This is a genomic window from Petrotoga miotherma DSM 10691, assembly GCF_002895605.1.
GTDB classification, from domain to species: Bacteria; Thermotogota; Thermotogae; order Petrotogales; family Petrotogaceae; genus Petrotoga; species Petrotoga miotherma.
Genome location: NZ_AZRM01000023.1, coordinates 39,398 through 62,997 on the forward strand (window position 1 = coordinate 39,398; position 23,600 = coordinate 62,997).

The 23,600-nt window shown below is 33.1% G+C and carries 19 protein-coding genes; 3 read left to right on the plus strand and 16 right to left on the minus strand.

Annotation, left to right across the window (positions count from 1 at the left end):
- The first annotated feature begins 160 nt into the window (after nucleotides 1–160).
- Nucleotides 161–1,075 carry an RpnC/YadD family protein gene (locus X928_RS04580; RefSeq protein ID WP_103078692.1) on the plus strand — a complete coding sequence of 305 codons (915 nt, stop codon included), beginning with the start codon at nucleotides 161–163 and terminating at the stop codon, nucleotides 1,073–1,075.
- Nucleotides 1,076–1,345: 270 nt separating this feature from the next.
- Here the strand turns inward: X928_RS04580 and X928_RS04585 are convergent, their stop codons facing one another.
- The 4 genes from X928_RS04585 to X928_RS04600 all read right to left on the minus strand — a co-directional run bounded on the left by X928_RS04585 (nucleotide 1,346) and on the right by X928_RS04600 (nucleotide 5,575).
- On the minus strand, nucleotides 1,346–2,755 hold the full coding sequence (locus X928_RS04585) for an ATP-binding protein (RefSeq protein ID WP_103078693.1): 1,410 nt from the start codon (nucleotides 2,753–2,755) through the stop codon (nucleotides 1,346–1,348).
- A gap of 283 nt (nucleotides 2,756–3,038) precedes the next feature.
- Nucleotides 3,039–3,833, minus strand: a complete 795-nt coding sequence (locus X928_RS04590) for a hypothetical protein (RefSeq protein ID WP_146026631.1) — start codon at nucleotides 3,831–3,833, stop codon at nucleotides 3,039–3,041.
- Between the two features lie 134 nt (nucleotides 3,834–3,967).
- Nucleotides 3,968–5,242 carry a tetratricopeptide repeat protein gene (locus tag X928_RS04595; protein ID WP_169926307.1) on the minus strand — a complete coding sequence of 425 codons (1,275 nt, stop codon included), beginning with the start codon at nucleotides 5,240–5,242 and terminating at the stop codon, nucleotides 3,968–3,970.
- A gap of 114 nt (nucleotides 5,243–5,356) precedes the next feature.
- Nucleotides 5,357–5,575, minus strand: coding sequence for a hypothetical protein (locus X928_RS04600; protein WP_103078696.1), 219 nt, complete (start codon nucleotides 5,573–5,575; stop codon nucleotides 5,357–5,359).
- Nucleotides 5,576–5,876: 301 nt separating this feature from the next.
- Here X928_RS04600 and X928_RS04605 point away from each other — a divergent pair, with 301 nt between their 5' ends.
- Nucleotides 5,877–6,077, plus strand: coding sequence for a YjzC family protein (locus X928_RS04605; protein ID WP_103078697.1), 201 nt, complete (start codon nucleotides 5,877–5,879; stop codon nucleotides 6,075–6,077).
- A gap of 64 nt (nucleotides 6,078–6,141) precedes the next feature.
- On the opposite strand, the gene X928_RS04610 is transcribed toward X928_RS04605, so the two are convergent.
- A complete protein-coding gene (locus tag X928_RS04610) occupies nucleotides 6,142–7,020 on the minus strand; it encodes a hypothetical protein (RefSeq protein ID WP_103078698.1) in 879 nt (292 codons plus the stop codon).
- A gap of 657 nt (nucleotides 7,021–7,677) precedes the next feature.
- Between X928_RS04610 and X928_RS04615 the strand changes: the two genes are divergently transcribed.
- Nucleotides 7,678–8,649 carry an Rpn family recombination-promoting nuclease/putative transposase gene (locus X928_RS04615; RefSeq protein WP_103078699.1) on the plus strand — a complete coding sequence of 324 codons (972 nt, stop codon included), beginning with the start codon at nucleotides 7,678–7,680 and terminating at the stop codon, nucleotides 8,647–8,649.
- Nucleotides 8,650–9,793: 1,144 nt separating this feature from the next.
- Here the strand turns inward: X928_RS04615 and X928_RS04620 are convergent.
- From X928_RS04620 to X928_RS04665, 11 genes are all read right to left on the minus strand, one after another.
- A complete protein-coding gene (locus X928_RS04620) occupies nucleotides 9,794–11,791 on the minus strand; it encodes a tetratricopeptide repeat protein (RefSeq protein ID WP_103078700.1) in 1,998 nt (665 codons plus the stop codon).
- Between the two features lie 460 nt (nucleotides 11,792–12,251).
- Nucleotides 12,252–13,112: an AbiJ-NTD4 domain-containing protein gene (locus tag X928_RS04625; protein WP_103078732.1), complete on the minus strand. Its 861-nt coding sequence runs from the start codon at nucleotides 13,110–13,112 to the stop codon at nucleotides 12,252–12,254.
- Nucleotides 13,113–13,265: 153 nt separating this feature from the next.
- On the minus strand, nucleotides 13,266–13,496 hold the full coding sequence (locus X928_RS04630) for a hypothetical protein (protein ID WP_103078701.1): 231 nt from the start codon (nucleotides 13,494–13,496) through the stop codon (nucleotides 13,266–13,268).
- Between the two features lie 592 nt (nucleotides 13,497–14,088).
- Entirely contained in the window at nucleotides 14,089–14,664 is a 576-nt protein-coding gene (locus X928_RS04635; RefSeq protein ID WP_103078702.1) for a hypothetical protein, read from the minus strand.
- 558 nt (nucleotides 14,665–15,222) lie between these two features.
- Nucleotides 15,223–15,768, minus strand: coding sequence for a hypothetical protein (locus tag X928_RS04640; protein WP_103078703.1), 546 nt, complete (start codon nucleotides 15,766–15,768; stop codon nucleotides 15,223–15,225).
- Nucleotides 15,769–15,957: 189 nt separating this feature from the next.
- The gene (locus X928_RS04645) at nucleotides 15,958–16,317 is read right to left on the minus strand and encodes a hypothetical protein (protein ID WP_103078704.1); all 360 of its coding nucleotides are present in this window, start codon (nucleotides 16,315–16,317) and stop codon (nucleotides 15,958–15,960) included.
- Nucleotides 16,318–16,871: 554 nt separating this feature from the next.
- Nucleotides 16,872–17,969, minus strand: a complete 1,098-nt coding sequence (locus X928_RS04650; RefSeq protein WP_103078705.1) for a ComEC/Rec2 family competence protein — start codon at nucleotides 17,967–17,969, stop codon at nucleotides 16,872–16,874.
- A gap of 231 nt (nucleotides 17,970–18,200) precedes the next feature.
- Entirely contained in the window at nucleotides 18,201–18,359 is a 159-nt protein-coding gene (locus tag X928_RS09990) for a DUF4209 domain-containing protein (RefSeq protein WP_146026632.1), read from the minus strand.
- A 665-nt stretch (nucleotides 18,360–19,024) separates the two neighbouring features.
- A complete protein-coding gene (locus tag X928_RS04655) occupies nucleotides 19,025–20,044 on the minus strand; it encodes a hypothetical protein (protein ID WP_103078706.1) in 1,020 nt (339 codons plus the stop codon).
- A gap of 858 nt (nucleotides 20,045–20,902) precedes the next feature.
- Entirely contained in the window at nucleotides 20,903–22,354 is a 1,452-nt protein-coding gene (locus X928_RS04660; RefSeq protein ID WP_103078707.1) for a lipopolysaccharide biosynthesis protein, read from the minus strand.
- A complete protein-coding gene (locus X928_RS04665; protein WP_103078708.1) occupies nucleotides 22,347–23,558 on the minus strand; it encodes a glycosyltransferase in 1,212 nt (403 codons plus the stop codon). The genes X928_RS04660 and X928_RS04665 overlap by 8 nt, the downstream gene beginning before the upstream one ends.
- Nucleotides 23,559–23,600: the final 42 nt, after the last annotated feature.

Below are 23,600 nucleotides of genomic sequence, written 5' to 3' on the forward strand. Positions count from 1 at the left end.
GACATCAAATTATGATCTAAAGCGAAGGGCGGGCAGCGGGGGGAAGGGCGCTATAAAACTTATTATACAAGATTTATGTGATTAAATAGCATACCTTCCTAGTCATATGGTATAATATAAATAGTACAACAAACTATCGTGTAACCAAAAGGGGGAGCTGATGAAAGGTACCAACATAACCCACAATAGTCAAGACATTATCTTCAAAAAGATGTCAGTAATATTCAAAAACGAAACCCTCAAATATTATGAATTAAACTTACCAAAGATAATCTCAGTAAAACCAACAGAACTACCTGTAATAAACGTATCAGACAGAAACATGGATTTTGTATTCGAACTAGAAGACAACTCACTGTTACACTTAGAATTTCAAACTACGTGGAAGAAAGCAGACTTACTAAGATTTGCACAATACGACATAGCGTTATACCAAAAAGAAAGAAGAAAGATAAACACGGTAGTAATATACTCAGGGAAATACGAAAGTGCAGAAAGTGAATTGGACATGGGTTTAAATAAATACAAAGTTTTACAAGTATTCATGATAAAATACGATGGAATAAAAAGGTACAAAGAAATAAAAGGAAAGATAGAAAAAGGAGAACCACTAACGGATAAAGACTTAATGGATTTAGTATTCTTACCCTTGATGAGAAACGAAAAAAGCGAAGAAGAAGTGACAAAAGAAGCATTAGAGTTAGCGATTGAGATACCAGATGAAAATAAAAAAGAAGCGGTAATAGGATCGTTATTAGGGTTCTCAGACAATTATGTAAGAGAAGAGTACCTAAACAAACTGAAAGAGGTGATACGAATGACAAAGATAGGAGCCTCATTATTTGAAGAAGGCGTGGAAAAAGGTAAAAGAGAAGGGAAAAGAGAAGGAGAAAGAAAAGGTAAGCTTGAAGAAAGAAAAGAATTAATAATTGAAATTCTAAACCAAAGATTTGGAGAAGATTTTGATAAAAGATTGAAAGAAAAGATCAGAAAAGCAAACGAAGAAACTATAAATCAAATAAAGAAGAACATTCTAAATATTACACTAGAAGAACTAAAAGAGTTACTTAAATAATTTCTGAAAAGACGCCCTCCATGGGCGTTTTTCAATTAAAAACTGTTGCTAATTTTAATGAACATTTGTTATTGCTAACTACTTTTCGTTTAGGAGACACTTATTTTTGGTACACTTTTCGTTTAGTAAGTGACTCGCTTAAGGTAGCGTTGTTCCTGGCTGTTGTAGATAGTGAAGTAGTCATTCCGCCCATTTCGGGGAGTTTCTTCATCTGGCTTGGGTAAATTTAATTCAACTCTAACTTAATTACCCACTATTTTCGTGAGAAAATCAAATTAATTCTTCATTTTTAGAAGACACAAAATCTTTAAAACTTATTAAAATAATATTACTGCTGGCTTTAGCAAAATTCAAGGTCTCTTTCGTAAAACCGTTTTTCGAGAAAAGTATATAAAATTTATTCTCAAAATGAAATAAAGCCCCTTTATCCATAAGTTTTTTAACTACCAACATGTCTAGCAATGTATTTTGCCATTTGCATTCACCAAGAAGAATGTTTTTCTTATCGTAGGCTACTATATCGATTTCTTCTTCTATTTTTTTAATTGGGTTATTGCCCCACCATTTGCCAATATTTTCAAAGATGAACGGCAATTTACCCTCGACATTCATTTTCTTCAGGATTTCAACTGAAATGTCTTCAAAAATGGGGCCTATATACTCATTCATAAATGGCTTTATTTTATTTTTTATAACGAAATCCGCCAATCCCTGTTCGATTAATGCTTTGTTTTTAAAAACAAACCTATACCAAAATTTAAAGAAATTATCCTTAATCTTGAAAATACTACCCCTACTTTTTCTGCCTATTGGTTCAGGTTTTATTCTTTCAACGATCTTTAGATCAATCAAGGTTTCCAAATACTTAGCTACTTTGGAATTATCGAAACTGATTCTTGAGGAAATTTCATTCAATTTTCCGTTTCCTTCTGCTAAAGCTTCTAAAATAGAATTGTAAATCAAAGGCTCCCTTAATTCTTGTCTTAGCAAGAATATAGGTTCTTCGTTAAGATACGATGATTTAAATAATATTTTTTGTTTTATATTTTCATAAACGTCCACTTTTTCATCAAAGGTGACAAAGTATTGTGGTGTGCCCCCTAAAACTCCATATGTGTTGACTTGTTCCTCCCAAGAATATTTTGGGAAGAACTTTCGACTGTCAAAAAAACCAAAAGGGGTAATCTCAAATTGCGCGGTTCTTCTCCCATACAACGGACTTTTATAACCCAAAACTTCATTTTCCATAAAATTGACATATGAACCACAGATTATCAAAAATAATTTGGTGTCTTTCAAAGTATGATCTATCAATTTCTGTAAAATCGATGGGATACTACGATTCGCATTCACTAAATATTGGAACTCATCAATTACTATTATTAATCTTTCTTCTCTTGCTCTATTTGCAATAAAAAGAAAAGCTTCTTCCCAAGAATTAAACTCAGTTAAGCCCGTTAGATTGAAAAATGAAAAAACCTCTTTAGAAAATTTCTCTAATGAAAGACTATCTACTGATTCGTCGGCAACAAAAAATATAAAAGGCTTTTCTTTGCAGAACTTCAAAAGCAAGGTGGTTTTCCCAACCCGTCTTCTTCCATATACAACAACAAATTGGAATTTGTCTTCTTGGTACAATTTGTTTAAAGCGGTTAACTCTGGTTCTCTACCAATGAACATATAAGTCCCTCGATAACTAACTCATGAGTTACTAACTCGTGAGTAAGTAACTCTAAAGTTAGTATTATTATACTACAAAATTATGGTTTTTGGTGAAATGGCTAACTGTGGGCGGACAGCGGGGGAAGTGGTGTAAATAAAGATCCTTTTCCTTATGGGTGAAAAACAGGGTTTAAGGGACCGCAGGTCCCTTCCTAATTTATCAACTTCGAATGCAATTACGGTTATAATATCAAAAAAAATCGGTACACTTTTCGTTTGGCAAGAGCAGTTGAATTAATTATTAATCAGATATTATTATTTGTGGCTCTATGTCGCTATGATAATATAAAAATATTTTATCGAAATTATTTCTTCCTTTAGTATATGAATTAAGGATTTCTTTAATATGTGGGATGTGAACATCTAGGAAAGGTACTAAGTTAGGTGGATTAGATGATGTTTTTATTAACAAATATATTTTATCAACCTTTTTCCTGTAATCGGACACCTTTCCTATCTTTTTATCTATTGCGATTTTTAATTTTTCTTCATAAATTTTTAATTTTTCTTCATTATCAAATGGGAAAAAATATCTGCCTCCAGGAATTACTAATGGTTTCTTATAATCCTTTCGTATTGGCTCATCTTCCAAATATTTGCATATTAAAAAGTCTTTATTTGATTCACAGAATTCTTCAAACGAAGAATATTCCCTGTTTCTTCTTGCCATTATATATTTTTTGAATTCTTCAGTAAAGTCTTTAATAAATTTGTTTTTGCTTATATCAGAAGCTAAGCTATCAGAGAAAGATAACCATATAACTTTTTTAATATTTTCTTCCTCCACATATTTTTGTATAATTTTAGAAATTGCAATTTCTAAATCTTCACTTCTCATCATTTCTTCCTTAATAGCTTCTGTTATCTCTATCCCAATTTTTTGATTATCAAATTTAACTATGAAATCAGGTGATTCGCTACATTCTAAATGAGAATTTACAGGAAAAAGATCATCATTAAAAATTTTATAATAATCGCTGAAAAAATCTTCTAATAGCTCAAATTCTTCCTTTTTCTTATCGTTTATTTTTATCATCCCCGCTTTTTGTAGCATTTCGATACTTTTAAGTGTTTTAGAAAGTGTACCAACAATTGGTCCAACAGGAGTTATCTATGAGTTTGATAGTTACAAAAACGTTGAAAATATGGTTAAAATTGTTTGCACCTCAGTTATTCTAATTTCGTATATTTTGCTTCTATTTCCTTCATTATTTCTTCCATTACCGTAGGAGATAGAACAGGCTCATAGGGGGGAGGAGATTGTAGTTCTACTTCAATACCTTTTATCTGAATGCGTTTTATGTTTGGTAAAAAAAGGATAATTATTAAAAGTACAATAAGAAATGCATAAAGAGACCAGTTTATTTGAAGTAAAGGAAACCATCCAGGAATAAATGGGTGAAGGAGCAATAATGCAGAAATAAGCAGTAAAAGAATGGAAAATCCGAACCTCTTAGGCCAGCGATATAAAGGGGAATTTAACCACCAGCGCCACCAGGGTGGCTTAATCCGATAGTTCCAAATATTGCCGAGCAATTCACGAGCGGATGCCTTTATTGAGGATTTTGATTTTAATTTGATACATTCTTCAAGTTTTTCTTTTGCTGTTAAGATATCATTACTTTTAAGGTAGAAGTGCCCTAAAAAATACAGGACATATGCCCTCATCTCTTTTTCCTGTTTTTGGTTTTTCGATAACGTTTCATTCATTTTTTCCAGGTTTCTTATGATTGTGGCGATTTCTTCTTGATATTTTTTATCTTCTGAATCCAAATTGAATCCTATCTTAAGATAGTTGGTATAAGTATCCCAGAGGAAATGTACTGGATTAGCTCCATCCAAAGACATTGCCTGTTTAAAGGATTCACTTGCAGCATCATAGGCTTTTTCTTCAATTTTGATTCTGCCTTGTAAATTCAATGCAGGTACAAGATCGCTCTCTATCTTGAGCGCCTTTTCAACATTTTCAGAAGCTTTTTTAAGATTCCCAAGTTTAAAAAATAGTTCTCCTAAGTTGGTGTATGCCAAGGCATTTTTTGGATCTATCTCGATGGCTTTCTTGTGAGCCTTTAGTGCATCTTTGTGTCTCCCGAGTTCGCTAAGTGCAACACCTTTGTTGGACCAGGCTTCGGCATACTGTGGATCTATCTCGATGGCTTTCTCGTAAGCCTTTAGCGCTTTTTTGTGTCTCCCAAGCTTGCTAAGTTCAAAACCTTTGTAGAACCAGGCTACGTTAAGCTGGGGAAATAACTTGATGATTTTTTTGTAAATCTTTAGTGCTTTTTTATGTCTCCCAAGCTCGCTAAGTTCAAAACCTTTAATAAACAAGGTTACGGCATACTTTGAAATTACCTCGATAGCTTTCTCGTAAGTCTTTAGTAGCTTTTCACGTTTCTCAACTTTGCCAGCTTTAGCACCTTTGTTGAACCATTTCTTATCACTCATTTTGTTTTTCCCGCCCTCCTTCACTTTCTCTTCAGCCATTGCTATTGCTAACGATAACCTCACGTATCCTAGCTCATCAATATCGCTATACTTATGTATCTACCTTTGCTTCCTTTATCCTTCTTTTTGATTAATACCAAGTTTCTCTTCTATCTTCCTTGCTTGATAGGTGAAGGAAGAATAACTTCCTTTGTATCCTTCTTCACAGATGAGTTCATATATACGTCTTTTAGTTAACTTTTGGTTTTTGGGTTGCTTTGAAATGTACTCTAACAAGTGTTTGATACGTTTTTCAAAATCACCATTTACTGGTTTATCTCTAACAACGTTCATATGATACTTCTGTTCTGGGTTCTTGATAGCTCTTTTAACCGTCGCTCTGTGTATCCCATTTCTTTTGCTATCGCTCTTTGACTTTTGTGTTTGTTAAGATACAAAAATCCACAATTTTTTGTTCAAATTTATTATACAGGATTTGTGCGATAAGGTGGTACACTTTTCGTTTAGTAAGTGGATAAAACTATATTTATTATATTACTTTATTATAATCTTCTATATATAGTGTTTATCATTTTGTATAACCATTATGTTGTGGTATAATTGAATTGAGTAAATAAGAAAGGAGGTGAATTTTATGCCTATCGGAGCAAGATATAAAACAGGTGAAAAATCTCCTGCAAATGCTTATTACAAGTGGGTGGAATATACAGATGGAACAAAAACACCTCTACCTACTAATGAAGAAATGAAAATTCATTTAGAAACTGATGAAACATTTCCACCAATCAATTCTTGTGATAAAGGTGCAATTTGGGAAATGACCTCGTACGAATGATTTTTTGATTTGAATTTAAAAAGCAGACGATCTTCTTTATTCAAATCGTCTGCTCTTTGATTTTTTAATCATTACTTTTATCTTTATTTTTTATTCTTTCTAATTCTTTATCATGCTCGTCTCTTAGAGAATATCTATCTTCATCAATCGTTGTTAATCTATCATAAAGCACTTTAAAAGAATTATTTGGATTATGTATAAATAGGCTATACGTATTATCCAACTCAGGTAAATATGTTTCTTCATTTTCTATTATTCTATAAAGAATATCATGATCGATAATTTTTAAAGATTTGTATAGATAACATTTTATCGGTTTACTAACTTCACCATGATATTCTCTAGAAAATAAAGTATTATCTGAAGTTAAATATAAATAAAACACCGATGTCATAAAAAAATCATTTACACTATAATTTTTTGGCAAAATAAAAAAATCAATCCTAGAAAAAACATCTTTTTTTACATTAATTATATTGTCTTTGGGTATTCCATTTTGAATTTTTTGAAATTTTATTGAATTATCAAAAAAATTTTTAGGAATGTACAAGCTACAAATTGGAAATGGAAACAATTTATCGCTTTTAATTTTACCTTCATGTCTTATTCCTGAATCTTTTTGATTTTTTTGGTTTTTTTGGTTTTTGAGATTTATAACTGGCATTTTTATATTTCCATTTTGATTATAACTAAATCCATGCCAAGATACCTTATATATCGATTTTTTGAATTTTTCTTTGTTATTATCTTTTTGATAATACAAATTATCAAAAGGATGATTTTTAATTCCATCCATCATTATATCTAATTCTCCGTCATAAGAATCATATTTGTCTTTATCTGGTTCTTTAATTTTTAATCGAAAAAGTATTTTATTATCTCTGACAACATAAATTTTATTATGGTCAGAATTCTTTATTGAAAATACCAAATCAGCATCCATATTATCACCACTAATAACTAATACCATGTTCCTGTAAATAAACCATTTTCGTTATCTATAGTGCATCCTATCCAAATATATTGATGTTTATATTTATTGGGTTAAACCTTATCCTATTAGAATTTGCAAAATTCAAGGCACCGATACTTGATTGACCTTTCAAAGCCGTATGAGAAGGAAAAGCCCTAGAAAAGGTCTAAGAATTAAGGCAGATCCTTAAACAATACTAAAGCGAGGTGAAAAAATATGATCCTAACTATCATTACATATTACTAAAATCAAGAAATGAGAGTTCACTGCAATTATACAGCAAAAAATATTAAAAAGAAAAAGAACGCATTAGATTATGTAAGATGTTCTTGAAAAGATTGTTAGCTCATAAATCGATGTCGTATCTTTCAACGTATTTTATCCCTGGTGAAGCCCTTTCTCACCTCCTTATATGGGTCGAGAGCGGGGTAAAAAGGAACAAACCCCTTTCCTTATGGTTGAAAAGCGGGGAAAGGGACCGCAGGTCCCTCTTCCACACGGGTGGGGAGCGGGGGAAGGGCGCTATAAAGCTCATTATATGCTAGTTGAGTAATAAGTTAACATACCTTCAAAAAGATATGGTATAATTAAATTGATAAACCAAATCTAAAAAAAGAGAGGCAAAATATGAATGAATTAGTGCACAATCCTCATGATCTATTCTTCAAACGAATTTTCAGTGACATAAGGATAGCTCGAGATTTCTTATGGAACTATCTCCCTCAAGAAGCTGTAGAAATAGTAGACCTAGATTATTTAATTCCTGAAAACAACAGTCATGTTGATGAAAACCTAAGAGAAAGCCTCTCGGATATGTTGTACAAAACAAAAATAAATGGACAAGATGGATACATATACATTCTTATGGAACACAAAAGCTACATTGAAGGTAAAGTAATCTTTCAACTGTTGAGATACATTACGAGCATATGGGAAGAAAAATACGATCCCAAAACAAAAAAGGTTCCGATAATAATACCAATAGTAATTTACCATGGGAGAGAAGTCTGGAACGTAGAAACGAACTTATCAAATATGGTACAAGGGATAGAAGATTTACCAGACGAACTAAAAACATACTTACCGACATACCGATATGAAATATGTGATTTCTCAATCAAAAAGAAAAAAAGGATAATAGGATTAACAACAACGAAAGTTGCATTAGAAGCAATGAGAGCAGGAACAGCCATGACCAAAGAAGAATTTAAAGAAAGGTTAGCAAGGGTATTTGAATACATAAAACAACTACCAGAAGAAGAGGTACATGAATGGTTTGAAGGATGCATGATCTACTTACTAAACGTAAGGGAAGATGTAACGATAGAGGAGATATTAAAAGTACAAAAAGAAATAATGCCTGGAAGGGGTGAAATAGTAATGACAATAGCTGAAAAGTTAAGAAACGAAGGAAAATTAGAAGGAGAAAGAGAAGGGAAACTTGAATTTGCAATTAGAATATTAAGCAAAAGGTTCGGTAACCAACTAACTGAAGAAATAAAAAACAAGATAAGAAAAGCAGATGAGAAGACGATAGATTACATAGGAGACAACTTGTTAGAAATAACCATAGAAGAACTAAAAGAGTTATTGAAATAATGGTAGTAGGTGAAACACAATCTGATATTTTTGGATAGGTAACAGGGCAAAACCCTTTTCCATTTCCTCATGGGGGATTTGCGGAGTGAAATGGAAAAAGGCTTTTTTTCCTGATAGGTGGGTGGACATACTTTGCATAATCGGGTACACTTTTCGTTTGGCAAGTAAAACTGCCTTAACTATTAATCAGATTTTATTATTTGTGGCTTATAGTAGTTTTCATTATATAAAAATATTTTATCGAAATTATTTTCTCTTTTAGTATATGAATTAAGTATTTCCTTTACATTTTCTCTTTCACCAGCTAGAAAATACAGATCTTTATATGGCTCACATGATGTGATTATTAATAAATATATTTTATCGACGTTTTCCCTATAATGGGACAACTTGTCAATCTTTTTATTTATTATTTCTGGTAATTTCTTTTTATAATAATTAATCGAGACATAATTCCCTACTCCTTCACGTATTTTAAGTTCCTCACTATAAAGTTTTACTATTGGTTCACCTACTAAATATTTATATATTAAAGAATTTTTATTTGATTCACAAAACTCTTCAAATGAGGAATATTCCCCTTTTCTTCTTACTATTATATATTTTATATATTCTTCAGTAAAGTCTTTAATAAATTGGCTATCTTTTATTTCGTTTCTTTTGTTTTTTTGGTTTCTTTTGGTTTTTTGGTTTCTTTTGCTTATATCAGAAGCTAAGCTATCAGAGAAAAAAAGCCAAATATCTATTTTAATATCTTCTTCCTCTAAGTATTTTTTTATGTTTTCACAAATCTCATCTTGTAAATTTTCGCTTGCCTTCCTACTTTCATGAATAGTTTCTGTTATCTCTATCCCAATTTTTTGATTATCAAACTTAACTATGAAATCAGGAGATTCACTACATTCTAATTGATAATTTTCAGGAAAAAGATACTCATGAAAAATTTTATAATAATCACAGATAAAATGTTTTAATGATTTAAGTTCCTTTTTTTTTCTTATTGTTTATTTTTATCACCCCCGCTTTTTGTAGCATTTTCGATACTTTTAAGTGTTTTAGAAAGTGTACCAACAATTGGTCCAATAGATGTTATTCCTGAGTTTGATAGTTATAAAAACATTGGAAACATTATTAAAATTGTTTTTCACTTTAGTTTTTCTGATTCCAGGTATTTTGCTTCTATTTCCTTCATTTTTTCCTCCATTACCGTAGGAGATAGAACAGGCTCATAGGGGGGTGGGGAATGCAGTTCTACTTCCATGTTTCTTGTTCGAATGTGTTCTATGCTTGGTGAAACAAGGATAATAATTAAAAATACAATAAGAGATACATAAAGAGACCAGTTTATTTGAAGAGAAGGAAACCAGCCAGGAATAAATGGATGAAGCAGCAACAATGCAAAAATAAGCAGTAAAAGAATGGAAAATCCGATCCTTTTAGGCCAGCAATATAAAGGGGAATTTAACCACCATCGCCACCAGAGTGGCTTAATTCGATAGTTCCAGATATTACCAAGCAATTTACGAGCTGGTGCCTCTATTGAGGATTTTGATTTTAATTTGATACATTCTTCAAGTTTTTCTTTTGCTGTAAAAATGTCATTGCTTTTAAGGTAGAAGTGCCCTAAAAAATACAGGACATACGCCCTCATCTCTTTTTCCTGTTTTTGGTTTTTCGACAATGTTTCATTCATTTTTTCCAGGTTTCTTATAATTCTGGAGATTTCTTCTTGATATTTTTTATCTTTTGAATCCAAAGTGAATTCTGCCTTAAGATAGTAAGCATATATATCCCAGAGGAAATGTATTGGATTACCTATATCCAAATACATTGCCTTTTTAAAGGCTTCACTTGCAGCATCATAGGCTTTTTGTTCAATTTTGATTCTGCCTTGTAAACTCCATGCAGAAACAAGTCTCCCATTTATATTGAGCGCCTTTTCAATCTTTTCAGAAGCCTCTTTAAGATTTCCAAATTTAAAGAATAGTTCTCCTAAGTTGGTATATGCCAAGGCATTTTTTGGATCTATCTCAATTGCTTTCTCGTAAGCCTCTTTCGTCTCTTCATGCTTCCCAACCTTAGCAAGAGCAACACCTTTGGCATACCAGGCTTTGGCATACTGTCGATTCATCTCGATGGCTTTTTCGTAAGCCCTTAGCGCTTCTTCATGTCTCCCTAGCTTGCCAAGTACAACACCTTTGTTGAACCAGGCTTTGTCAAACTGTGGATTTACCTCAATGGCTTTCTCGTAAACCTTTAGTGCTTCTTCATGTTTCCCAAGCTCACTAAGTTCAACACCTTTGTTGCCCCAGGCTTCGGCATACTGCGGATTAATCTCGATGGCTTTCTGGTAAGCTTCTATCGCTTCTTCATGTTTCCCAAGCTCACCAAGTTCAAAACCTTTGCTGAACCAGGCTTCGGCATACTGTGGATTAATCTCGATGGCTTTCTCATAAGCCTCTATCGCCTCTTCATGTCTACCAAGCTTAGCAAGTTCAATACCTTTGGCGTACCAGGCTTCAGCAAGCTGTGGATTTATTTCGGTAGCTTTCTCACAAGCCTTTAGTGCCTCTTCATGTCTCTCAAGCTTGCTAAGTTCATTCCCTTTGTTGAGCCAGGCTATGTCAAACTGTGGATTAATCTCGATGGCTTCCTCATAAGCCTTTAGCGCATCTTCATGTTTCCCAAGCTCACCAAGTTCAAAACCTTTGTTGAACCAGGCTTTCTCGGACTGTGGATTAATCTTGATGGCTTTCTCATAAGCTTCTATCGCCTCATCATGTCTACCAAGCTTACTAAGCGCAACACCCTTGTTAACCCAAGCTTCGGCATACTGTGGATTAATCTCGATGGCTCTCTCGTAAGCCTTTAACGCCTCTTCATGTCTCCCAAGTTCACCAAGTTCAACACCTTTGTTGAATAAGGCTTTGGCAAACTGTGAATTTATCTCAATAGCTTCCTCGCAAGCCTCTATCGCTTCTTCATGTTTCCCAAGCTTAGCAAGTGCAACACCTTTGGCGTACCAGGCTTTGTCATCTTGTGGATTTTTCTCAATAGCTTTTTCAAAAGCCTTTAGTGCATCCTCATATCTGCCAAGCTTGGTAAGTTCAACACCTTTGTTGAACCATTTCTTATCACTCATTTTGTTCTTACCAGCCTCCTTTCTTTGTGATCAGCTTTTCCACAAGATCGACCTTTCTTTTTTTAAACATAGCATTGCATATAACGTGCTGCAGATGAAAGAAGTTTGTCAGCTCGTGGATTTGGTGAAAATTGGATTTTCCTTTTATCCACTGTTAGGCAACAGTAAGCAACGACAAGAGAGAAAGCACAGCGCCCCTCTAAGTAATTTTTAGTAGAACTTCGCATATTTTCTTTATGATTACGGAAGAACAAAAATCCACTAGACCGCATATGCGACAAATAAAGTAACTCAACAACGAATTTTATGATTATTTCCTTTATAATCTAGTTTCCCTTTGCTTTAGTACCGATAAATACCGGCTATTAAGGCAACTACAAAATATTTTGACAAAAGTTTTTGGGATTTGTGAAATCCATCGAAGACGGATTTAGACAAGCAAAGTAAGTTCGCAATATTGTTATTTCTCGTGACCTTCTAATTTAATTCCTGCTTTTGATGCTTTACTAATAAGATAATTGACGAAAGCAGAACATGAAACTAACATAAATTTTGCCTCTTCAAAACTAAGGTTAGATTCACTAAGTAAAGCATGACGTATTCCGTCGGCATCACTTGTATACCCATATAAACTACTAAATGCGTTCTTTAAAGCAGGGTGTAAACTAACCTTAGACTCTATTGCTTTCAATGCCTGCCCTAACGTTGCTTTTTTCTTATTTGCTATAAGGTTGGAAATAGCTTCTACTGCGCTTATGGACTCTTTAACTGAATTTCTGTAATCTGGCGCCTTCCTGTCTGCTAGTAAATCCAAAGCTCTTTTTATGTGGGTGTTAACCGCTTTTAAAGGTTCGGTAATTTTTAACGTTTCTTCTATTTCTGAAATTTCCTCTTCCGAGGTTATTTGCGCAATTTTACCTCCAACAAAACGATATGCAGATAATTCTCGCTCCAAAATAGTATTACAATATTTCATAAAATTATTATTTAGATACTCACCAGGGTAATTATTGGCAATAAACTCTATAAAGTCATAAACCTCGTACCATTCAGAATCAAAGAAATATTTCCGAATTTTCTCATAAGTATCAGGCCAATAATCCTTTAGAGTATCGAGAGGACTTTTAAAATAATCGAGCCAGATTTTTCTAAATAGAATACCAATGCTTTTGTTAAAAGGAATCAACTTATCTGTTACCTGTTCCCAGTAGAACCTTGTTAAAGCATTCCACAAACCAATACGCAAATCCTCGTCTATATTCTCTACTTGGATGATACTTTTAACTGGTTTGATCCCTTTTCTTTGAGAAAATAACTCCATATTTTCACCTTCTATTCTTTTCTTTTTTTTGCTTTCGGATGGCAAATAACGTTCCGATCACAAAAAAGTTCTGAGCGTCTGTGAAGGATTTGGGTGAGTGCCAGAAGTCACAAACCTTTTTTGCTGAGTTACAAAACCGTCTGCCTATATTTCTTATTTGTAGGTTACTTTTATCCATTCTTGTATCCACGATTTATTCATCTCTCTGCCCTCAACACATTCCATTTCTTCCAATATATCCTTCAGCTCTTTTTCAATCATCTTAGGGTAATTATAGTCAGAAAGTTCTTTATTTCCAAAACTCAACATCTTATTGTTTTGGATACAATTTTCTTCATCTCCGTTTTTTCCATAGAGCCCACCTAATGGCAGCTTGCCTTTCATCTATATTGATACTTAATACTGTTCATACATTGTTGCAAATTATCAACAATCCAGCTCAGGGAATTAACCAATGAACCAAACTACCAGCAAAAATAGGCAACATGCTTTCATCACCATCTATCAAAAGTTTTCTTCAAATCAACCAAATACGTTGGGTTGAGTGTTACTTTCGCCACCTCTTTCTCCTTGTCTTATTGGGAATACTGTCTGAACTTTTAAATTCGTTCTAAAGCTTGTTCTCTACCCCTCTTCCGCCCATAACACCAATACTTGATTGACCTTTCAAGGCCGTATGAGAAGGAAACGCCCTAGAAGGGACCTAAGAATGAAGGCGGATTTTTAAACAATACTAAAGTGGGGTGAAACAATATGATCCTAACTGTCATTACAGATTACAAAATCAAGAACTGAGAGCTCATGGCAATTATACAGCAAAAAATATTAAAAAGAAAAAGAACACATTAGATAATATTAAATGTCCGTGAAAAAGATTGGTTAGATCATAATTCGATTCTTTTAATTTTGCTTCATATTTTTATGATCTTCAATTATTATTTCAATGCATTCACCATTTCTATACATTTTCATAAAGCTAAAGAATATCCCTTACGATAATTCCATATCTATTAATACTATAAATAGTTCCTCCACTATTTAAATTTGAATTACCCCCATCGATCCCTCTATTTTCTATAAAGCCATAACTAAACAAACTCTCGAGAACATCTTTATCAGCAATAGAATCACCCGTACAAATTGTATTGTGATTTGAAAAACTTTTTAGCGCAAATAAATCTTTATAATAACTCCTATTAATCAAATAACTAATTCTAAAAAAATCTCTTTCATTTAGTTTTTCCTCGATAAATAAAATAAATAATCTACTAATTAAAACACACTTATTTTCATCGTCAGAATCATTAATAATATTTAACAATTTAAAACCTAAATCTTTCAGATCATTTTTGTTTTTGATTTTTTTCATGAATTTATCCTTTTTACCTTGAGTAATTCTATCTATTTCACTTAAAAATCTTTTTATTTTTATTTCAAATAAAAAATCAGATACCGTTGATGGAAATTTAATAATTTTCATAAATGTGGTTATTTTACTATCCGGTAATATACCTTCTAAAAACCTTTCAATTTCATTAAACTTATCTTTCATACCTATCAAACTCCTAATTCTTTATTTTTTATCAACACATTTAAATTATAGCTTATAGGGGTGCTAACTTTTTAAAAGTTAATAACAAAAATTAAAAGAAGAGTTCAAATAATATGGATTAGTTCAAAAGAATCTTTTTTTAACAAATATAAATATAGAATCGAAAAGAATTTAATGCATACGTTTTGTTTTCCCAAAACCAACATGATTGACTCAATCCTCTCCAACTTGCAGGTTTATTGAAGTCCTATCTATCGAAATGGATATTATAACGAAGCAAAGGCTTTCATCAATTTCTCCATGTTCTTTCAGCTCCCTTTTGCCCAAATGCTTTTGCTAATTTTTTCTTTCTTTGTTGTTGGGGTTCCTGGAGATTCCACTAATTGATGCCATCCGGCCAGCAGCCATAAATTTAGTGCAGACATCTTTTTTATCCTTTAGTTTGGCAATCTAAATAATATAGCATATAACGTCCCCCGCATGAAAGAAGTTTGACAGCTTGTGACTTTGGGGAAAATTGGATTTATCTTTTATCTACTGTTAGGCAATGGCAAAATATTACTCCCACCATGGTTTACTCGCTTCGGTTGAAACTTTTGGATAAAGCTCGCAAATAGCCTTTATTATCGGTTTCAGCTCATATTTATCTCCTCTAAAAGTAAGTGTCCAACTTGTAGGATCAAAGTTACGAAGGTAATCTTTTGGGTCTATTCCAGTTATCATATTTGAGGGTCCTATATTTGAATCAGCGAGAATAAGCCTTTCAGAAGATTCTGCCCACTCCTCTAATCTTTCATCAAAATGTTCAAAATGATTTCTAAAGTTCCTTGGTTGTATAGGGGAATTATCTTCAATACCTAAGCTTCTTCGTAACTCTTCCCCCCTTTCCTTATTTCGTGTAGGCCAAAAAATTTTGGAGATATTACCTACAGCTACCAAAAAATTTTGTATTGCATACCATACTATGTCTGAATTATTATTTGATGATCCTGTTTTTACTTGCTCTATAGCAATAATTGTTTTTACTTGCCCTATAGCAATAATTGCGAATTTACATTGTCGCTCAATTTCCTTTTGAAATATTCTCAAAACCATTTTCTCCATCTCTCCTGACCCCCTTTAGGAAATCCTAACAGTTGCCGAACCTGCTTGGAATTTCAGTCTGCCCCTTAGCATTTTGTTATTTTCTCACTTAATAAATACTTTCTCTTCAGTATTTGCTATTGCAAGCGATAACTGCACGTATCCTACTTCATCAATATCGCTATACTTATGTATCTACCTTTGCTTCCTTTATCCTTCCTTTTGATTGATACCAAGTTTCTCTTCTATCTTCCTTGCTTGATAGGTGAAGGAGGAATAACTTCCTTTGTATCCTTCTTCACAGATGATTTCATATATACGTCTTTTAGTTAACTTTTGGTTTTTGGGTTGCTTTGAATTGTACTCTAACAAATGTTTGATACGTTTTTCAAAATCACCATTTACTGGTTTATCTCTATCAACGTTCATATGATACTTCTGTTCTGGGTTCTTGATAGCTTTCTTAACCGTCGCTCTGTGTATCCCCATTTCTTTTGCTATCGCTCTTTGACTTTTATGTTTGTTAAAATACAAAAATCTTATATAATTGTATTGTATCTTCCCTATCACCTTTCTTTTCCTCCTGTACAATTTTTTGTTCAAATTTATTATACAGGATTTGTGCAATAGGGTGGTACACTTTTCGGGTTCTTTTCATCAATGGTTAGATTAATTGACCTTAGATGATACAATGGCTAAAAATCACTTAAAAGAGGATGAGGGGGATGGAAGAAATAGTTAAGTTGTTGGATGAGAACTTAGAATACGTTAAACATGAGGTATTAGGAGATAGAATAACGATTTGGATGAAGTCACCTAAGAATGAGGCGATCTGTCTATATTGAGGCAAGTCAACTACAAAAACATATTAGCTGTGAATTGATAGTTCAGATTGCCCAGTTATTGAAAGCATAATAAACCTTCGTAAATGAATTTAAACAGACGTTGAAATCAAAGAACGTTGAAAGAGTTGAACCATTTATTATCATTCATTTTATTTTTCCAACCTCCTTTACTTTGTGGTCAGCTTTTCCACAAGCTAAGTCTTTTCTTTTTTTAAGTACAGCATTGCATATATGAGGGGAACGAAGTGAACTTTTGATTTACTTTTAGGTAAAGCAACATCAATATTTATCATCATAAAACCACCACGGATAAAATCGGTGGGATCTCGTAGGCATGAAAGGAGGAACTACTATATCGCCATTAACATAAGTTGCAAATGACATTCTAGATATATCCTTAAACCCTCGCTTTATGTGAGAATGTAATTTACTGCCATTGGAAGTGATGGAATAAATGCAATCAATCTTTTTTAAGCAGTTGTCCCAATGTGTGCCATGATGTGGTGTTACAAACACATAAAACCTCTTTTTACCGACAGATTCCAAATAATTTACTACTTTTCTTATTTCGGATTTCTCCAAATCCCCTAAAAACAATAGCCCATTGTACTCAAATAGAGCGAGGCTTAAATGATTTGCCGCTTTTCTAAGAGAATCATTTGCCTTCTTGACAACATCGGGAAGCTTTTTCTCTTTATATTCGTTATTCACCAATTTACCGGCATTGTCTCTTTCTCCCGAGTAACTTCGTTGCTCCTGTTCAAAATATGCCCTAAATAAGCCTTCTTTTTCTACACGTTGATACAGTTCTTTTATTTTTTCATCCGCTTCCATTGCTATATTAAAATCGTTTATCGCTTGCCGTATTACAGACAAAGTTCCTTCTTCATCAATTACTGGTGGTGGCCATAAAACCTCAAAGGTTGTTCCACCAATATTTATTACATCACCTTTAGAAACAGGTTTGTATTTAAAAGACCCTCTGGTTATTCTTGATATTGTTTTCAAAAAATCATATTCCATAATACCTGTTTCATTGCCAAAAACTCTAAGATTCATTGTTAATAGACAAAGCATAAATTCTTCTTTTTCCCGAAACTTAGGAATTTTGGGATAATACACTTCCTTTATTTCCCAAGGCATGGGAAAATAACCCCTAGAGGAAGCCAGCATAAGCCCATTGTAATGGTCCAAATGAAAGTGAGAAAGCATAAAGATGTCAGGGCTAGATAAATGATTGTAAAATTTCATAAGCCCATTTAATGCTACATCACTTCCTTGTTGGCTACCACAATCAATTTGAATTGTTTCTCCATAAGATGTGCGAAGAGCCATGCATAAACCATCTCCAACATCAGATACATACATTGCCCTCATACCGTATCCCCCTATCTTTTATAATTTTACTCTCTTCAGAACTCTAAAACACCCATTACATCATGGCTTAAAAAATGATTCCTTTCAAAATATCGCTTTCTCCTCCTGCACCTTATTCAGTATTTGAAACTCATTTTTATTAATTTTCTGAAAAGTGAGTTATATTAACGTATTCTTTAACCACCATAAAATCCTACTACCATTTTCAAAATTTTTCTGTTTCTAAAGTTTCTATTTATCCTTTTTAGTGATACTATATGAAGCTAATTGTATTAAGATCAAAAGTAGTAGTTGAACCTTTTCTTTTGTAAAAGCTTCTAATGACAAAAGTCCATGAGCAATATCATTCCGATAGTTGTCTCCTCTATCCTTCTTTTTGATTGATACCAAGTTTCTCTTCTATCCTCCTTGCATGATAGCTCTTTTAACCGTCGCTCTGTGTATCCCCATTCCTTTTGCTATCGCTCTTTGACTTTTGTGTTTGTTAAAATACAAAAATCCACAATTTTTTGTTCAAATTTATTATACAGGATTTGTGTGATAGGGTGGTACACTTTTCGTTTAGTAAGTGCATTCGTATGAGGAATTCATAGAGAAACTAAAACTACAGGACCAAAATGAGGGAATTAAAGGGTTAGAAAGGAGCAAAGCGCAAGGCTAAAGCACTGATAAATAAAGAAAAAAAGGAATGTGGTGACACTTTTGAAAAACAGAGAAAGCAAAAAAACGCTTTTTTGCCATTATTCATGCCACTTTAAGAATTCTTACATTCTTGCAACTGTCAAACTCAGCTGAAAATTGAGTTATTTTATTGTATTCTCTAATTTTCATAAAAACCTACTACCATTTTCAAAATTTTTCTGTTTCTAAAGTGACTAAGTTATTTGTATTCGATCCATATAACAATTAGTTCTCATTTTTTTATATCTCGATTATTTCTAAAAACTTACCTTGTTTATTCTGTAATATTCGGATAAACACCAAATCATTGCCCCAACATATAATAAGCTAATCCCAACACACGGAGAAAACCCAACAGAGAACCCTCGTTCTCCTTATTCTTCTACTTCACTCGGGAACTTTTTATATAATTCATTAATTGCCTCGGCTGCTCCCACTAAAGGGAATTGAAAATAAACATTTCCTTCACCAAACAAGATCAACTCAAGCAACATCGTATCTGAATTAATAATTTTAGAAACAACTTTTTTATTATCTGAAAAATAAATAACATCTGAAGCCAGTCCATCATTGTACAATTGTACGCCTTCTATTTCATCATCCCATTTTATTCTTGTATTAATTATTTCATAATCACCTTTAAATTCGGTATCATCAAGAATGGGGGGGAAGTTAAATTGTATATAAACCCATTCATCTTCTCCATCATAACCTACACCTAAGACAGCTTTTATACCCCGATAGAGTAAACCCACTGGACTCACAGGAGAGACCTCGGGTGATGATGCATACCAAGTCTCTTCACCTGTCATTACATCTTTACTGACATTAATTGTCCATAGAGAACCCAACTTCTCCTCTTCTTCACGAGGGAACTTTTTATATAATTCATTAATTGCCTTATGTGCTCCTTCTAATGGGAATTGAAAATAAACTCTTTCACCATCCAAGTTTAACTCAAGCAACATCATATCTGAATTCATAATTTTAGAAACAACGTTTTCACTATCTAAAAAATAAACAACATCTGAAGCCCATTCACGGTACAATTGTACGTCTTCTACTTTCTCATTCCATTTTATTTTCGTATTAATTATTTCATAATCACCTTTAAATTCGGTATCATCAAAAATGGGAATCTGATTAAACCATATATAAACCCATTCATCTTCTCCAGCATAACCTACCCCTAAGCCAGCTTTTATACTCCGATAGCGTAACCCCACAGGACTCACAGGGAGGACCAGAGGTGATAATACATACCTGGTCTCTTCACCCGTCATTTCATCTTTGCGGACAGTAACTGTCCATTCTGTCTCTATTTGTGCTCCGCTTAATGTTAGTGCTAAAAAAAATACTGCTAAAATCATTAAACCTATTACCTTTTTATTCACAAAATCACCCCCAAAGCTATTTTACTCTCCTCTATGATATTTGATGATACAATATAAGCATAAACAACTATTTTCTTTAAAAAATGAGTGGGTAATAGAACGCTTATAATATCTGAACTTTTAAGTTCGTTCTAAAGTTTGTTTGCTACCCATCTTCCGCCCATAAATCTGATACTTGATTGACCTTTCAATGCTGTATTAGAAGGATGATTGTAAAAGGCGGACTCTTAAACAATACTAAAGCGGGGTAAAAAAATATGACCCCGCATTAGATTATACTATATGGTAGTGAAAAGATTGGGTATAAGTTCTGTCTTAATAATCAGCTTTTAGTGGAAAAAAGTTCCTTTATAATATTTACCAAAAGCTTAATTAAAAACTTAATCAGATAATTATCAATCTATAATAACTATACAAAAATCGATATTTCAAATAGACATTTGAATATTTTACCTTCTTTTAAGTCTTTCAACCGTTCTCTAAAAAAGTACAAGTATCCAATAAAAGTATCCTATAGCTATTTTAAAAACATTTTCCCTATTTTTTTAATCATTAGTTTCACATCCTTTCTAAAAAAATTTTTGTGTCTCTACTACATAATTAACAACAAATTTTCTCCTTACATTGCACCTTAATTTACCAATCTAAAAATATATCAAAAATTTCACAGAATTTGCCAAGCTTTGTTCCACAGTCGAAAACATAAAACCTCAAACCAATAAAAAAGACGCCTTATGCAGACGTCTTGTATATTTTCAACAATCTAATATTTTATCTAAAAATTAGCTAAATTACTTTTCCATATAATATTCCATGAGTATTTCGGTGACCTTGGTAAAGCCCTACCGACACCCTCCTTCACCTACTAACTACCCTCTCCTTCACTTCCTTCATCAAACCAACTCCCAAATCGAACACATATTTCACTTGGTCTCTATACACAAACATTACAACGACCAAACCCAAAACAGCAGACACAACCTGAAAAACCAAATTAGGAACAAAAGTGTTTATAAAAGCAACGATCACAAAAACAAACGTACTAATGAAAAATTTACCCAAATGATAATTAACAGGGAACAGTCTCTTAGATATAAACGTTCTCATACAAAAGAAAACTATATACGACACCCCTGTAGAAAATGCTGCACCTTTTGCACCATACACAGGAACAAGCATCAAATTCCCAAACACGTTAACCCCTGCTGCCACAGTTGCTATCAACATATGCCAATATGTTTTTTTCATAAAATTGATACCAACAACCGTCGTTTCCGAAACGGTATACATAATAGGCATCAAAATCAAAAAAGAACTAATCCCAGCCGCCTGCCTATAAGAGCTTTCTAAAAGCAAAAATATCACATCTTTAAACACAACTATCAGCAATCCAAACACAAACATCGCTGCAGCGATGATGACAGAAGTCTTCTCAAAAATCCCTTTACTCTCTGGCTCTTTTTCATAACTTTCATAAGAAACGGGAGTCCAAAACATAGTAAACCCCGTTTGGATTAAATTCATCACCGCAACCACTTTGAAAGCAGCAGAATACAAACCTATCTCTGTAAAATCAGAATAATTCCTCAACGCCAACCTATCTATCGATTGAAAAAGCCACATAATTAGAAAAGTAGGAACAAAAGGAAGACCGTATCTAACAATCCCTTTTATCGAATTAAAATCGACCTTGAACTTACCAAACCACAATTCTCTTTCAAAAAAGATCGCTAATAAAGCGGTAACTATATGAGAAAAAAACAGACCTACTATAACTGCATAAAAGCTTCTTGAAACAAAAAGGGCGTATAAAATCGTAAAAACCGCATTTGTTACTCCGTTTATTACCCTCAATGTAGAAAAAGCGATACCTCTTTTTTTCATCCGAACAGCCAATGTGGAAAATCTTTCTAAAATACCAACTAGTATAGTAACCCCCAACAGAAAAATCGGAAGAAAATGAGTATAATCCCCAAAAAGAACAAAAGAAAGCTCTCTCCAAAAAATACCAATTACAACAAAAACCACAAAGCCTATACTCAAACTAGGCAACAAAGAATCCCAAAGTAAATCCCTTCTCTTATCCTCAGACCTTTCATAAAACATCCGAACAAAACTCTGATCCGCTCCAAGAAGTGCGATATTGAGAAGCAAATTGAAAGCTAAGGTGAACATCGATGCCTTACCAAACTCTTCTGGGATTATAAGCCAAGTGGTAATAGGAGTAGTGATGAAAGAAATCAAAGCAGCTATCCATTGACCCATTGAAAACTGAAAAAAAGATTTAATAAATTCTCTCTCTTTAGGCATTACTTCCTCCAAATCTATTTAAAGCTTCGTTATACACCTCTATTTCCTTTTCTACAATACTCTCCCACGAAAACCCCAAAGCCCTATTTCTTAAATAACTACCATCAATTGGATTTTCTAATAATTTTACAACCGATTCAGCAAACCTTTTTTCAAACTCTTCTCCTTCCTTGACAACTACTCCTCCATCTCCAATTGCCTCAGGTATACCTCCGTTACCGCTACCAACAACAGCCACCCCACACCCCTGTGCTTCTATAACAACAGCCCCAAATCCTTCATTCCTACTTGGAAGTATCATCACATCCATCGCATTCATATAATAAGGTACCTCTTCATGAGAAACACTTCCAACAAAATTAACCTTCAACCTTCTTTTCTTACATTCATTTTCAATATTTTCTTTTAACTCACCATTTCCAACAACTAAAAACTCAGTATCGTAGATTGAAGATATATAAGAAAAAATATCGGGCAATTTATCTGCCCTTTTTACTTTCTTCAATCCACCTACAAACCCAACAACCTTTTTAGATAACCCCAGTTCTTCTTTTATCTTTTCTTTATCCAAAGGTTTAAAGATATCTGGTTCAATTCCGTTGGGAATAACAACAGAATTCTCACCAGCATATCCAAAAGATTTAGCTTTATTTAATAAGGCATTACTTACAAAGATGACCCTTGCAGCATTTTCTAAAATATCAACGTACAATTCTTTTGCCTTAGGCATTGCTAAGTTTATATCACTACCATGGCAAGTAACTACATACGGAATATTTAACTTTTCAGACAATACTTTAGCAACTAATCCAGCAGGTGCGTCATACATCCCATGGGCATGGATTATATCAAACTCGTCATCCTTAATTTTATTAAACAGATCCTCTGCAACTTCTTTTGAATCTTTAATTTGATTATTTTTCTTCAATACTCTCGAATTAAAGACATCACCTAAACTTCTACTAAAAAACGCATATTTGTATTTTACACCATCGACTTCATAAAATGAATCAGTAGAATTTACGCTTGGTATAGAAAGAATCTTTTTCAAAAGTTTTATTCCAAAAGAATCTTTAGAAGTAATACCATAAACAACGAAGTTTATATTAAAACTCTGCATAGTTTTAAGCCTATTTGTTATGAAAATTCCACGTGCAGGATTATGAGAAAATGGCAACAAATTCGTTATGAACAATACCTTCACTATTTATCAACTCCAAATATAATTAAGGTTTTAACATCAAAA

Bases quoted from the DNA above. Each gene is read 5' to 3' on its own strand.
- X928_RS04580 (WP_103078692.1), top strand. From the start codon at position 161: ATGAAAGGTACCAACATAACCCACAATAGTCAAGACATTATCTTCAAA.
- X928_RS04585 (WP_103078693.1), bottom strand. From the start codon at position 2,755: ATGTTCATTGGTAGAGAACCAGAGTTAACCGCTTTAAACAAATTGTAC.
- X928_RS04590 (WP_146026631.1), bottom strand. From the start codon at position 3,833: ATGATAAAAATAAACGATAAGAAAAAGGAAGAATTTGAGCTATTAGAA.
- X928_RS04595 (WP_169926307.1), bottom strand. From the start codon at position 5,242: ATGAGTGATAAGAAATGGTTCAACAAAGGTGCTAAAGCTGGCAAAGTT.
- X928_RS04600 (WP_103078696.1), bottom strand. From the start codon at position 5,575: ATGAACGTTGTTAGAGATAAACCAGTAAATGGTGATTTTGAAAAACGT.
- X928_RS04605 (WP_103078697.1), top strand. From the start codon at position 5,877: ATGCCTATCGGAGCAAGATATAAAACAGGTGAAAAATCTCCTGCAAAT.
- X928_RS04610 (WP_103078698.1), bottom strand. From the start codon at position 7,020: ATGGATGCTGATTTGGTATTTTCAATAAAGAATTCTGACCATAATAAA.
- X928_RS04615 (WP_103078699.1), top strand. From the start codon at position 7,678: ATGAATGAATTAGTGCACAATCCTCATGATCTATTCTTCAAACGAATT.
- X928_RS04620 (WP_103078700.1), bottom strand. From the start codon at position 11,791: ATGAGTGATAAGAAATGGTTCAACAAAGGTGTTGAACTTACCAAGCTT.
- X928_RS04625 (WP_103078732.1), bottom strand. From the start codon at position 13,112: ATGGAGTTATTTTCTCAAAGAAAAGGGATCAAACCAGTTAAAAGTATC.
- X928_RS04630 (WP_103078701.1), bottom strand. From the start codon at position 13,496: ATGAAAGGCAAGCTGCCATTAGGTGGGCTCTATGGAAAAAACGGAGAT.
- X928_RS04635 (WP_103078702.1), bottom strand. From the start codon at position 14,664: ATGAAAGATAAGTTTAATGAAATTGAAAGGTTTTTAGAAGGTATATTA.
- X928_RS04640 (WP_103078703.1), bottom strand. From the start codon at position 15,768: ATGGAGAAAATGGTTTTGAGAATATTTCAAAAGGAAATTGAGCGACAA.
- X928_RS04650 (WP_103078705.1), bottom strand. From the start codon at position 17,969: ATGAGGGCAATGTATGTATCTGATGTTGGAGATGGTTTATGCATGGCT.
- X928_RS04660 (WP_103078707.1), bottom strand. From the start codon at position 22,354: ATGCCTAAAGAGAGAGAATTTATTAAATCTTTTTTTCAGTTTTCAATG.